We start from the raw sequence: 13281 nt of genomic DNA, 5'->3' as shown, positions 1-13281 counted from the left end.
ACCCTGTTACCCTTCAAGTGTCGTTGGGCCGATACGTCCAGCGGTACTTTGGTGGGGTCGGACCCTTGTTTCGGCCACCCTGCTGAGTTTGCTCCCAAGCGTGTGCCAGAATGCCGACAGATCGGGACAGGCAAAAAAGGCCGCGCGCCAGCGGTGCGTCAAAACCAAGCTCGGCATAGATCACCGCTGTGGCACCGTCGATATTCATCGGAACGGGCTTGCCTTTGCGCCGGGCCAGGTCCTCTTCGATGTCATGCGCTACGGACTTGTAGCGCCCGTCACAGGCACCTGCCTCAATCGCTTCGTCCACAAGATGCATTAAACGCGGGGCGCGCGGATCGGTTGGGGTGTGAAAACGGTGGCCAAACCCGGGCAGAATTTTCCCCTGCGCGGCGATCCAGTCATCCAGTGCCGGGCCAACGGCGGATGAGTGCGCGTTGACGAACTGATACAGGTTCACCGCTTGCTCACCAGCACCGCCGTGAACGTCACCCAGCATATTCACCGCGCTTGCCATGGCGTTGTTGAGCGGCAGACCGCACGTCACCGCCATACGCGCCGTAGCAATTGAAGGGGCTTGCGGCCCGTGATCCACGGCAGCAACCAGCGCGGCCTCGAACAATTTCAACTGTGCGGGGGATGGTCTGTCGCCGCGCACCAAGAACCAGATCATTTCCGCAAAACCAAGGGTGCCGATAAGGTCCTGAATGGGTGTGCCCCGCAGGTCTATTCGTCCGGGTTCCATGTCGATGATGGATGTTGTCCACCAGTCGGCGACATCGCTCATATGACCCCCTCCTTCACCAATGCGTTGATTTCATCACGAGTCAGGCCAAGCTCTGACCAGATCGCGACATTATCCGCCCCTAATTCCGGTGGCGAGGTCTGGGGCATTCTGCGTTGACCGTCCATTACGACAGGGTTGCCGGTCAGTTTCAGTTCTTCGTTCTGAACCGGCAGAGTGCCAATCAATCCGCGGCCTGCAAGCTGTTCGTCGTCCAGCGCCTCGGGCACGGTCATTACCTGCCCGGTCGGGACGCCTAAGGCGTTCAGCTCACCAACCCACTCCCCGGCGTGTCGGGTGCGCAGAGTGGCTTCCAGATCGTCCTTTAGGGTGTGGCGGTTCCTCTTGCGATCTTCGCGCGTGGCATAGTTAGGGTTGTTCAGCAAATCGTCCCGCCCAAGGTGCCGGGCAAGCGCCTGCCATTGTTCGTCGCGGTTGGCCGCGATGTTGATCGGATTATCCGCTGTGGCAAAAGTTCCTGACGGGGCAGACGTGGTGTTTTCGTTTCCATGCGCCCCCGGCGTGACGCCCCCGATCAGGTAGTTCGACACCACCCAACCCATAGTGGAGACCACGGCCTCGGACATTGCGATATCCAAAAACGCGCCGCGCGGCCTCGCGTTCAGGGCGGCACTGATTGCAAAGGCAGCCGTCAGCCCTCCGACGGTATCGGCCAGCGGGTAACCGACGCGATAGGGCGCTGTATCGGCTGCTCCGGTGATCGACATGACACCGCTGATACCCTGCACGATCTGGTCGTAGGCCGGGTCATTTTTGCGAGGACCGTCCTGCCCAAAACCGCTGATTGCGCAATAGATCAGGTTGGCATTTTCAGCGCGCAGAACGTCATAGCCAAGGCCAAGCCGGTCCATTACACCGGGCCGGAAATTTTCGACCAGCACGTCGGCGGTTTGCACCAGCTTCTTCAGCAAGGCTTTGCCTTTGGCGGATTTCATATTCAGTGTGACGGATTTCTTATCCGCGTTTTGTGCAAGAAAGCTGATCCCCATCCCGGCCGTGTTTCGATCCGGGTCAGCCCCCAACACCCGAGCAAGGTCGCCACCCTGGGGACGTTCGACCTTGATCACTTCGGCGCCCATCAGGGCAAGTTGATAGCAGCAATACGGGCCTGCCAGAACATTCGTCAGGTCAAGAACCCGTATCGCTGCCAGAGGCTCAGTCGCCATCAGCGATACCGGCAGCCCGTGCCCGCGCGCGGCGCGCGCGATAGCTGGGCAGCAGCACCAGCAGCGCGGCGATGACCAGCAGGCCCAGCGTCATGGGACGTTCCCAGATAAACGCGATTCCGTCATAGAGCTGCATGGACCTTGCAAAGTTGTCCTCCATCATTCCGCCGAGGATGAACCCAATCAGAAGCGGGGCCAGCGGATAGTCGGCAAACTTCAAAGCCGTGGCGCAGACGCCGAAGCCAACAAGGATCAACAGCTCGGTCGCATTGTTCTGCCCGATATAGGCCCCCATCAGGGTAAAGAACAAAATGAACGGGATCAGGTAGTTGCGGGGAACCGACAGCACCTTGGCGATGTAGGGGATCAGCGGCAGGTTCAGGATCAGCAGAACAAGGTTACCGATGAACATCGACATAATCACCGCCCAGAAGATCTGCGGTTCGTCCAGCATCAAGCGTGGTCCGGGTGTCACGTTCAAGGCAATCAGCGCGCCCAGCAGGATCGCAGTTGTGCCGGAACCGGGAATACCCAGCGTCAGCAGCGGAACGAATGATCCGGTACAGGCGGCGTTGTTTGCTGTTTCCGGGGCTGCCAGACCCTTGATCGAGCCTTTGCCGAATTCTTCCTGTTCCTCTTTCGGGGCAATGTTGCGCTCAACAGCGTAGCCAAGGAAGCTGGCGATTGTCGCGCCCGCGCCGGGAAGAACACCGATGAAGAAACCTTGTACGGACTGCCGTCCCACAACTGGCGCAATTGCCTTGGCTTCTGCCTTGGTGATGCGCAGGTCTTTGATCTCGCCATCATCACCTTTCAGATCTTTTGGCTTCAGGACCAGAAACAGCGCCTCGGGCAGGGCGAACATGGCCATGGCCAGCGTGATGAACCCAAAACCGGATTGCAGGTCCATAATCCCCATGGTGAAACGGGGTAGGTTGAACAATGCGCCTTCGCCTACGGTTGCCATGATCAGCCCAAGAACGGTCATGATGACGGCCTTGGCGACTTGCCCGCTTCCAGCAAAGGCAGCGATGGCCGACAGACCGACAACCATCAGCGCGAAATACTCGGCTGAATGGAACAAAAGCGCCACTGATGAAAGGGCAGGGGCAAACACCATCAACAGCACGGCACCCAGCGTGCCGCCTGCGAAACTGGCGATCGCGGCGATTGTCAGCGCCTTGCCTGCTTTGCCTTGTCGCGCCATCGGGTAACCATCGAAACTTGAGGCCACCGTCCCCGCGACCCCCGGCGCGTTGAGCAGGATCGAGGATGTCGAGCCACCAAAGATCGCGCCATAGTAAACCCCGGCCAGCAGGATCAGCGCGGCGGACGGGTCGCCCATCGAGATCGCAACCGGGATCATGATAGCGATGATCGACATGGGTCCAAGACCGGGCAACATCCCGATGAATGTGCCGATCAGACATCCCGCGATGACCATCAGAAGGTTTTGGATTGAGAATGCCGTTTGCAGGCCGATCAGAAGTCCTTCAAGCATGTCAGCCTCCGAAAAAGCCCGGCAGCGGGCGCATGTAGATGCCAAGAACTTCCTGGACCAGATACCAGACAGCACCCGTCGCAATGAAGGCAACAGGCAGCATGATGTGCCACTTGCGCTCGCCCAGAATGAATGAGCCAAGGATCAGGAATGCCGACGTCGAAATCAGGAAACCGACAGGACGCAGGCACAGGGCATAGATCACCATCAAAGCCAGCAGCATCAGCGCCTGATCCAGGTGGTATTCGCCCAGACGCCGATAGTCGATATCGGCCTCTTTCACCTCGGACTTTTCAAAGCCCAGCAGGATGATCGTTGTGGTGATGATCCCCAGAATGGACAGCACTTTGGGAAAGGTGCTTGGCCAGATGGGATTTCGTTGCATGAAAGGGGGAAGGCTACTGTCCATCGTGAACCAGGCGGCGTAGCCATATGTTAAACAAACACCCAGCAGAACGAGCGCAATCCAGCGATCCAACGCCATGATGCCCCCTCCTATTTTGTTGTCTTTGGGGAAGGCAGAGCGGCGGTCCGCTCTGCCAGTTTTCAGTTAGAGGAAGCCCAGCTTCTTCATCAGATCACCGATCTGCTGTTCCTGCTGCTCAAGGAACGTCTGGAAGTCAGCGCCCGAGTTATGGATGTTCACCCATCCGTTGCGCGCCCGAACCTCTTCCCATTCAGGAGTGTCGTACATCTTGGCGATTGCGTCTTGATATGCCGCCAGCTTGTCTTCCGGCAGGCCGGGTGCTGCGAAGAAACCGCGCCAGTTGACGAAGGTGGTATCAATACCCTGTTCCATCATGGTCATCGCATCAGGAGCGGCGTCAACGCGTTCTTCCGCGGTTACGCCGATGATCTTGACCTCACCTGCATTTGCCAGATCGACGGCTTCCGAGAAACCGGTCGACAGCGCCGCAATCTCACCGGACAGCAGGGCTGCCATGGCTTTGCCACCTGCGTCATAGGGGATGTATTTCACGGCCAGAGCGTCTTTGCCCGCCGCTTCCATCACCATAGCCGCCACCAGATGGTCCATACCACCCGGAACCGAGCCACCGCCGATTGCCGTCCCTGCGGGGTCAGCGTCAAAGGCAGCCAGCAGATCGTCCATCGAGTTGATGGGGCTGTCCTTGCCCACAACAATCGCCGCATAGTCGCCGATTGTGCCGGAAACCAGAGTCAGGTCGCGGAAGTTATGCGGGAACACGCCGGTCAGCGAACGGATCACGATGGGGGTCGAGTTGACCATCAGCGTGCCGTGATTGCTGTCGGCGTTTTCGATTAGAAAGCCGATGGCTTTGCCGCCGCCGCCACCTGACATGTTTTCGTAGGATGCGGTTCCGACCAGACCTGCGTTCGTCAGCGCTTCGCCCGTGCCACGGGCCGTGCCGTCCCAGCCGCCGCCAGCGCCACCGGGAATCAGAAAGTGGATACTGTCTACGACCTGATCTTCGGCCAGCGCCGGACCGGTCAGGCCGATAGCGGCCACAGCTGCGATTAGGGCGCGACGGCCCAGTTTGAATGTCGTCATGGTTTCCTCCCGTTTGACAACCGGCCGCATGGCGGCTCAGATTGGACGGAACAAAAACACACCAACCTGACATCAACCTGTCACGCGGCAAAATACTGTTTGGGCCCGATGAAATTTCTGCTTGTCGAAGACAATCTGGATCTCGCGAATGCGGTCAGTTCGCGCATGCGGCTGGACGGCCATGTCATTGATCATGCATCGAATTTGGAAGACGCCACTGCCTTTGTCGAAACCGAAGAATACGACCTGATTCTGTTGGACATCATGCTGCCGGATGGGGATGGCCGGGACTTTCTGAAACGGCACCGGGCCAGCCGTCTGGACACGCCGGTGATCGTTTTGACTGCGCGCAGTCAGGTTTCGGATCGAATCGGTTCACTTGATCTGGGGGCGGATGACTACGTGACCAAGCCGTTTGATCATGCCGAGCTTGAGGCCCGCTGCCGCGCCGTCCTGCGCCGGAAATCCGGCAGCGCCAAATCCACGATCGAGATCGGCGGTGTCGTGTTTGATCCTGTGGCCGGTCATTTAACCGTGGCCGGGGAAACCCTTTCGCTGCGCAATCGGGAACTGCGCATGATGGAGTTGTTCATCAATGCGCCCGGCCACGTGTTTTCGAAACAGAAACTCGCTGACAGGCTGTTTTCTTATGATGACAGCGTGACGGATAACGCGATTGAGGTTTATGTAGGTCGCCTGCGCAAACATCTTGAGCCTTCGGACTTGAAGATAACCACGCTGCGTGGTCTGGGGTACAGGTTGGACCATGACCACTAATCCCAACGTTTCAGGGTCGCTCAGAAACAGGCTTGTTCTGACCCTGATCGGCGGTGCAGCGGTTCTGGCCGTGTTGTTGTTCTTTGCGGTTCGGAACTATGCCGCACAGGTGGCCCAACAAGGTCAGGACAACATCCTCGAGGCGTCCGTGACGTCCATTCTTGATGCCGCCGCGCTGCGGGATGGGGTGCTGGAGGTGGATATTCCCTATGCCGCGTTCTCGATGCTGACTACCCCAACTGATGATAGGGTGTTTTATGCCATTTATCAGGACGGTGTGTTTCTGTCCGGCTACGAAGATTTGCGGCTGGCAGCGGCCCCAGCCCAAAGCGATTGGTCCTTTACATCCGGTGAATTGCGCGGCGAACGCATTCGACAGGTCAGCGCAAGCCGAACGCTTGTGGGGCTGGGCCGGCAGACTGAAATCGAAGTTGTACTTGGTCAGACGCAGGACGCACTTTCACGGACCCTCGACCAGATCTCGCGCAATGCCGCATTTCTGGGGCTGGGGTTCTTTCTTTTGACGGCGGCGCTGTCTTTCTGGATCACGTCGACCACGATCGGACAGCTTAACAAACTGACGACATCCGTCACGCGGCGGGGTCCTCAGGACCTGAGCCCTTTCAAAAAGCCGGTGCCACGTGAAATGGCACCTTTGGTCATGTCTCTGAACTCTCTGATGGGGCGCTTGGATCAATCGCTCAGCCAGTCCGAGGATTTCATCGCTGAGGCCGCACATCGTGTGCGCACCCCATTGGCAACCGTGCGGTCTTATGCCGAAGCGACGCTGCACCGTGTTGAGCGCAAGGAAAACCGCGAGGCGCTGCGGGCGATGGTGAGGGCAATCGACGAAAGCTCGCGCGCGGCGGGGCAGCTTTTGGATCATGCCATGATTACATTCCGCACGGACCACCTTGTGCGAGAGGATGTGGATTTGGTCGAATTGATCCGTGACCTTGTTCAAAGACTGACACCAATCGCGGAAATGAAGGAGCTGTCTTTGTCCATGACAGGTGATCCTACGGTCCCCTATTCCGGCGATCCTATTCTGATCCAGAACGCGGTGCGAAACATGATCGACAACGCGTTGAAATACGCTCCGTTGGACAGCACGGTCGAGATTGAGATTACCGGAAAGCCCGAAATCAAGGTGAGCGATTCCGGCCCCGGTTTTCTTCCTGAAGAGATTGAGACACTGACCCGCAGGTTCGAACGCGGCAAAAACGCGGCCGGAACAATCGGCTCGGGTCTGGGGCTGACAATCGCTCAGGACGTGGCGATTGCACATGGCGGCACGCTTGTTCTGACAAATCAGCCATCGGGGGGTGCATGCGTTATCTTATCGCTTTAGTTCTGCTTGTCCTGCCTGGACTCGGATGGGCCCACGATTGGGAAGATCAATTGATCTTCAACGAAGGTGCAGACGGTCCGCGCCTGCGCGTCATTTCCAGCACGGACACGGTATTGTTCGCCCCTTTGATTGATGGATTTGTCGCACAGAACCCCAATATCAGTGTCGAATACCTTGTTTCGGGGACTGCCGATATCAATCAACGCGTCCGCGCCACGCCGGATGCCTTTGATATTGTCGTTTCAAGCGCGATGGACCTGCAGTTAAAGTTGGCAAATGACGGGTTTGCCCTGCCATTAAAGGATATCGAGACACCATCGTGGGCCCAGTGGCACCAAAGCCTGTTTGCCTTTACGACCGAACCCGCGGCCATCGTGATCAACCGCGCAGCGTTCGAGGGTCAGGACATTCCGCAGACGCGTCAGGGCCTGATCGAAGCGCTGCGCAAGCGGCCCGAAGAGTTTCGGGGCAGGATCGGAACCTATGATGTGCGCGACTCGGGTCTTGGCTACCTTTTTGCAACTCAGGACGCACGTGCGTCCGAGACATTTTGGCGCTTGATGGAGGTCATGGGTGGCCTTGATGTGCGCCTGTATTGCTGTTCCGGCGAGATGATCAACGATCTTGCCGATGGTACAATTCTGGTGGCCTACAATGTCCTTGGCAGCTATGCCGCCGTTCGCGCCGAGCGCAAGGATGCCCTTGAAGTGATTTTTCCGACCGACTTCCAAACGATCATGATGCGCACCGCGCTAGTGTCCAGGGCGACACAGCAACCGGACGCGGCCGAGGCTTTTATCCAGTACCTTGTCGAAGAAAAGCCAGTGGCGCAGGGCAGCCAGTTATCTCTTCCTCCGCTCATGTCTCAGGGTGAGTCAACGGATCATGAGACAATCGGGTTGAATCCGGCCTTGCTGACATTTCTGGATGATTTGAAACGAAAAAAGTTTCTGTCTGCGTGGGAAAATGCGGTCATCCAGTAGGCGCGCCGTTGTAACCATGACGTGCGCATGAATGGTTTGTTTTCCACCTTTCAGCCAATTGTCCCAATCAAATCCGTTTGCTAACGTCGCCCTCGCGTCGAGGAGGGCGCGTAAACCGAAATGCTGGACTATTCGCATAACGCCTGGCTTGTGGCGGCGTCGTTGGCCGTGGCGCTGATGGCGGGCTTCACTGGCCTATACCTTACGCACGGCGCGTCCAAGTTGGATGATCAGAGGCGCAAGATTGTTGTCGCTCTGGCTGCGGTTGTTCTGGGTGGCGGGATTTGGTCGATGCATTTCGTGGCCATGCTGGGCCTGCAATTGCCTATCCTATTCTATTATGATGCGCTGATCACACTGATCTCGGCTTTGGTGGCGATCCTTATGGTCGGCCTGGCGCTGTTGCTGCTGCATTTCAGGCCACGCTCGGTGCAAACGATTGTTGGCGCGGGCGTCATCGTCGGCCTTGGCATCGTGGTGATGCACTATATTGGCATGGCTGGGATGGAGCTGTGCCGCCCGGTCTATAACGCCTGGGATGTTGCGATCTCGACCTTGGCCTCGGTGGGGCTGTCGGTGGTGGCAATCTGGGTAGCTTATGACAACCGCACCCAGCGCAATATCCTGCTTGGTACGGCTTGTTTTGGGCTGGCCGTGTTTTCAATGCATTTCGTAGCCACCGGCCTCACGGACTTTGTTGCCAGTGACAGCGCCGGCGGTGCAGGTCCCGCGCTGAACAATCAGGTTCTGGCGATGGGCGTGACCGTCGCCGTGTTCCTGATCTGCGGTGCCTTCCTGCTGACCGGCGTCAGTTTCCTTGAGCCGGCTGTGGCGGAGCCTGCGCCTGCCCCAACCCCGGAACCCGAGCCTGCGGTGCTTCGGGCGGGGGTTCCGTTTGAACGGGAAGGCCAGACCTTTTTCGCCGAACCCGCCCGTATCGCCGCCATCCGTGCCGAAGGGCATTACACCGTCTTGTACATGGGTGCGGAAAAGCTGTTCTGCCCGTGGTCGATCACCGAAGCAGAATCCCGACTTGCGCCCGACGGCTTTCTGCGCGCCCACCGCAGTTATCTGGTGAACCCCAAACATGTCTCAAGTTTCGAGCGGCACAAGGACAACGGCACCTGTTACTTTGACGATGTTGATGCTTTGACCAAGGTCCCTGTCAGCCGATCGCGACTTTCTGATATTCGCGACGCGCTGGGCCTTTGATCGCAACTCGTGCAGCCCATTCGCATTTCGTGAAACAACCTGCGCGCCCCGTTCCCCTTAACTGGAACGGCTGATGTGACCGTTCTTTCCTTACCCTAGGTCCCCCAAGGCATATCGCTTCGGACCCAGGGAGGAAAAACATGATACCAGCCGGTTTTGAGTATCACCGGCCAGGCGACATCGCCTCGGCCATCGGCATTCTACAGGAACACGGAGACGAGGCGCGGGTGATCGCGGGCGGGCACAGCCTGATCCCGATGATGAAGCTGCGTATGGCAGAGATGGGCCACTTGGTCGACCTTCAGGCCATTGATGAGCTGAAGGGCATCCAGATCGGGTCCGACACCGTCACGTTGGGCGCGATGGTCACGCAGCATGAGCTGATCACCCATGACGGTCTTGCCGCCGCTATTCCGCTGATCCGCGAGGCGGCGTTGCAGATCGCCGATCCGCAGGTGCGGTATATGGGCACTGTCGGTGGCAACGTGGCCAATGGCGATCCGGGCAATGACATGCCGGGGTTGATGCAGTGTCTGAACGCGACGTTTGAACTGTCCGGTCCCGATGGCAACCGCAGCGTGGCTGCGCGCGAATTCTATGAGGCCGCGTATTTCACAGCGCGCGAGGATGAGGAAATCCTGACACGTATCTCGATCCCGGTTCCGGGCGCTGGCGTCGGTCAGGCATATGAAAAGCAAAAGCGCAAGATCGGGGATTATGCGACGGCTGCGGCTGCGGTGATGGTGGGCAACGGAACGGCGTCGGCCGCGATGACCAACCTGGCTGACACGCCGATCTGGTCCGAAAGCGCAAGCGCCGCGTTGGCGGACGGTGATGTAAACGGGTGCGTCGCGGCGATGCTGGATGCGATTGAACCTGTGGCCGACAACCGCGGCCCCGTCGAATTCAAGAAACATGTGGCCGCTGTGATGCTGCGCCGCGCCATCGACCGCGCGCAAAACCGCGCGGGTTGAGGAGGGGATAACATGTCAAAAATGCACGTCAAACTCACCGTGAACGGGCGCGAGGTCGAAGGTCTGGCCGAGCCGCGCACGTTGCTGATCCATTTCCTGCGGGAAGATCTGAAAATCACCGGCCCCCATATCGGTTGCGAGACCAGCCATTGCGGCGCTTGCACCGTTGATATCGATGGCAAGTCCGTCAAGTCCTGCACCACCTTTGTGGCGCAGGTGAACGGGTCCGATATCACTACCGTCGAAGGGCTCACTAACGACGATGGCAGCCTTGGTGTCTTGCAGGAAATGTTCCGCGAACATCATGGTCTGCAATGCGGCTTCTGCACGCCGGGCATGATCACCCGCGCGCATCGCCTGCTTCAGGAAAACCCCAACCCAACCGAAGAAGAAATTCGTTTCGGGATGGCAGGGAACCTGTGCCGCTGCACCGGGTATCAGAACATCGTCAAGGCAATCTCGGCCTCGGCTGACATGCTGAACGCTCAGAAGGAGGCCGCGGAATGAACGACCAAACAATGACCCCCGAAGAACGCGCCGCCAACCTCAAGGGCATGGGCAGCTCGCGCAAACGCGTCGAGGATGTGCGCTTTACCCAAGGCAAGGGCAATTATGTCGATGACATCAAGCTGGATGGAATGCTGTTCGGCGACTTTGTGCGCTCCCCCTACGCACATGCCCGCGTTGTCAGCGTGAACAAAGAGGCCGCCTTGGCGCTGCCCGGTGTGATCGCTGTTCTGACGGCCGAAGATCTGGCCCCGCTGGGCCTGCATTGGATGCCAACGCTGGCCGGTGACAAACAAATGGTTCTGGCCGACGGAAAGGTGCTGTTCCAAGGACAGGAAGTAGCCTTTGTCGTGGCCGAGGATCGCTATATCGCGGCGGATGCTGCGGAACTGGTTGAGGTCGAATACGAAGAACTGCCCGTTCTGACCGACCCATTCGAGGCGCTGAAGTCCGATGTGGTCCTGCGCGAAGACCTTGAGGGTCAGACCGAAGGTGCGCACGGGCCGCGCAAGCACCACAATCATATCTTCACCTGGGAGCAGGGCGACAAAGAGGCGACCGAGGCCATTCTGGCCGAGGCCGACGTAGTCGCTGAAGAGATGGTCTATTACCACCGCACCCATCCTTGCCCGCTGGAGACCTGCGGGTCGGTCGCGAGCATGGACAAGGTAACCGGCAAGCTGACGCTCTACGGTACGTTTCAGGCCCCGCACGCGATCCGGACGGTTGTGTCGCTGATCTCGGGCATTGCCGAGCATAATATCCGCGTCATCAGCCCGGATATTGGCGGTGGCTTTGGTAACAAGGTTGGGGCTTATGCTGGCTATGTCTGCTCGGTCGTGGCCTCAATTGTCACTGGCAAGCCGGTGAAATGGGTCGAGGACCGGATGGAAAACCTGATGTCCACCGCCTTTGCCCGCGATTACTGGATGCAGGGCAAGATCGCCGCCACCAAGGACGGCAAGATCACCGGTCTGTGGTGCCACACCACGGCGGACCATGGCGGGTTCGACGCCTGTGCTGATCCAACCAAGTTCCCGGCGGGGTTCATGAATATCTGCACAGGGTCTTATGACATCCCGACCGCCTATCTGGCCGTGGATGGGGTCTATACCAACAAGGCTCCGGGCGGGGTGGCTTATCGCTGTTCCTTCCGTGTGACCGAGGCGGCCTATTTCATCGAACGCATGATCGAGGTTCTGGCGATTAAGCTGAACATGGACGCGGCTGAACTGCGCCGGATCAACTTCATCAAGGCCGATCAGTTCCCATATCAGTCGGCGCTGGGCTGGGAATATGACTCGGGCGATTATCACACCGCTTGGGATAAGGCGCTGAAGGCCGTGGACTATGAAGGTTTGCGTGCGGAACAGGCGCAGCGGGTTGAGGACTTCAAGGCAGGTAAAACCCGCAAGCTGATCGGTATTGGACTGACGCATTTCACCGAGATCGTAGGCGCTGGTCCGGTGAAGAACTGTGATATCCTTGGGCTTGGCATGTTCGACTCGTGCGAAATCCGCATCCACCCGACGGGTTCGGCCATCGCGCGGCTGGGGACGATCTCTCAGGGTCAGGGCCACGCCACGACCTTTGCGCAGATCATTGCCAGTGAGATCGGCCTGCCTGCGGATGACATTACGTTGGAGGAAGGCGACACTGACACCGCGCCTTATGGTCTTGGGACTTATGGGTCTCGGTCGACACCGGTTGCCGGGGCGGCAACGGCAATGGCAGCGCGCAAAATCCGCGCCAAGGCGCAGATGATCGCGGCTTATTTGCTTGAGGTCCATGACGACGACGTTGAGTGGGATGTGGATCGGTTCTCGGTCAAGGGCGCGCCCGAGCGGTTCAAGACGATGAAAGAAATCGCCTTCGCCGCCTATAATCAGGCGATCCCAGGGCTGGAGCCGGGTCTGGAGGCCGTCAGCTACTATGACCCGCCGAACATGACTTACCCGTTCGGGGCCTATATCTGCGTCATGGAGATCGACGTGGACACCGGCGAATGGGACGTTCGGAAGTTCTATGCGCTGGACGATTGCGGCACCCGGATCAACCCGATGATCATCGACGGGCAGGTTCATGGCGGCGTAACCGAGGCGTTGGCTATCGCGATGGGGCAAGAGATTGCCTATGACGAGATGGGTAACGTTAAGACTGGCACGCTGATGGATTTCTTCCTGCCGACCGCGTGGGAGACGCCGAACTATATCACCGACTATACGGTGACGCCGTCTCCGCACCATCCAATCGGTGCAAAAGGCGTCGGAGAAAGTCCGAATGTTGGGGGCGTGCCTTGTTTCTCGAACGCGGTGCATGATGCGTTCCGGCCCTTTGGGTTGGTGCAGAGCCATATGCCGCATGACCATTGGCGGATCTGGAAGATCGCCAATGGGTTGGGGATGCATGGGTGATTGGGTTCGGACCGGCCTGGGCCGGTCCGACCGGACGGAGGGGGCCAGCCCCCTCCGAAC

The 13281-nt window shown here is 58.7% G+C and carries 12 protein-coding genes; 7 read left to right on the top strand and 5 right to left on the bottom strand.

Going from position 1 to position 13281, the window contains the following annotated elements; genetic code table 11:
* Positions 1-13: 13 nt before the first annotated feature.
* The 5 genes from GOX73_RS05860 to GOX73_RS05840 all read right to left on the bottom strand — a co-directional run bounded on the left by GOX73_RS05860 (position 14) and on the right by GOX73_RS05840 (position 5003).
* Complete coding sequence (locus GOX73_RS05860; protein WP_171123690.1) at positions 14-787, bottom strand: citryl-CoA lyase; 774 nt, start codon at positions 785-787, stop codon at positions 14-16.
* On the bottom strand, positions 784-1971 hold the full coding sequence (locus GOX73_RS05855) for a CaiB/BaiF CoA-transferase family protein (protein ID WP_171123688.1): 1188 nt from the start codon (positions 1969-1971) through the stop codon (positions 784-786). The genes GOX73_RS05860 and GOX73_RS05855 overlap by 4 nt, the downstream gene beginning before the upstream one ends.
* Entirely contained in the window at positions 1961-3472 is a 1512-nt protein-coding gene (locus GOX73_RS05850; protein ID WP_171123686.1) for a tripartite tricarboxylate transporter permease, read from the bottom strand. Before GOX73_RS05850 ends, GOX73_RS05855 begins: the two co-directional genes overlap by 11 nt.
* Position 3473: 1 nt before the next feature.
* Positions 3474-3956, bottom strand: coding sequence for a tripartite tricarboxylate transporter TctB family protein (locus GOX73_RS05845; RefSeq protein ID WP_171123684.1), 483 nt, complete (start codon positions 3954-3956; stop codon positions 3474-3476).
* 66 nt (positions 3957-4022) lie between these two features.
* Positions 4023-5003 carry a tripartite tricarboxylate transporter substrate binding protein gene (locus GOX73_RS05840; protein WP_171123682.1) on the bottom strand — a complete coding sequence of 327 codons (981 nt, stop codon included), beginning with the start codon at positions 5001-5003 and terminating at the stop codon, positions 4023-4025.
* Between the two features lie 108 nt (positions 5004-5111).
* Between GOX73_RS05840 and GOX73_RS05835 the strand changes: the two genes are divergently transcribed.
* The 7 genes from GOX73_RS05835 (at position 5112) to GOX73_RS05805 (ending at position 13221) form a co-directional block, all read left to right on the top strand.
* On the top strand, positions 5112-5780 hold the full coding sequence (locus tag GOX73_RS05835) for a response regulator transcription factor (RefSeq protein WP_171123680.1): 669 nt from the start codon (positions 5112-5114) through the stop codon (positions 5778-5780).
* Positions 5770-7131, top strand: coding sequence for a sensor histidine kinase (locus tag GOX73_RS05830; RefSeq protein WP_171123678.1), 1362 nt, complete (start codon positions 5770-5772; stop codon positions 7129-7131). Before GOX73_RS05835 ends, GOX73_RS05830 begins: the two co-directional genes overlap by 11 nt.
* Positions 7110-8114, top strand: coding sequence for an ABC transporter substrate-binding protein (locus tag GOX73_RS05825; protein ID WP_171123676.1), 1005 nt, complete (start codon positions 7110-7112; stop codon positions 8112-8114). The genes GOX73_RS05830 and GOX73_RS05825 overlap by 22 nt, the downstream gene beginning before the upstream one ends.
* 120 nt (positions 8115-8234) lie before the next feature.
* A complete protein-coding gene (locus GOX73_RS05820; RefSeq protein ID WP_171123674.1) occupies positions 8235-9326 on the top strand; it encodes an MHYT domain-containing protein in 1092 nt (363 codons plus the stop codon).
* 140 nt (positions 9327-9466) lie between these two features.
* Positions 9467-10300 carry a xanthine dehydrogenase family protein subunit M gene (locus tag GOX73_RS05815; RefSeq protein WP_171123672.1) on the top strand — a complete coding sequence of 278 codons (834 nt, stop codon included), beginning with the start codon at positions 9467-9469 and terminating at the stop codon, positions 10298-10300.
* A 12-nt stretch (positions 10301-10312) separates the two neighbouring features.
* Positions 10313-10807 carry a (2Fe-2S)-binding protein gene (locus GOX73_RS05810; protein WP_171123669.1) on the top strand — a complete coding sequence of 165 codons (495 nt, stop codon included), beginning with the start codon at positions 10313-10315 and terminating at the stop codon, positions 10805-10807.
* Entirely contained in the window at positions 10804-13221 is a 2418-nt protein-coding gene (locus GOX73_RS05805; protein WP_171123667.1) for an aerobic carbon-monoxide dehydrogenase large subunit, read from the top strand. Before GOX73_RS05810 ends, GOX73_RS05805 begins: the two co-directional genes overlap by 4 nt.
* Positions 13222-13281: the final 60 nt, after the last annotated feature.

It is taken from the genome of Ruegeria sp. HKCCD7221 (assembly GCF_013031225.1).
GTDB lineage: Bacteria > Pseudomonadota > Alphaproteobacteria > Rhodobacterales > Rhodobacteraceae > Ruegeria.
This window is presented reverse-complemented; position numbering and strand designations above follow the sequence as displayed.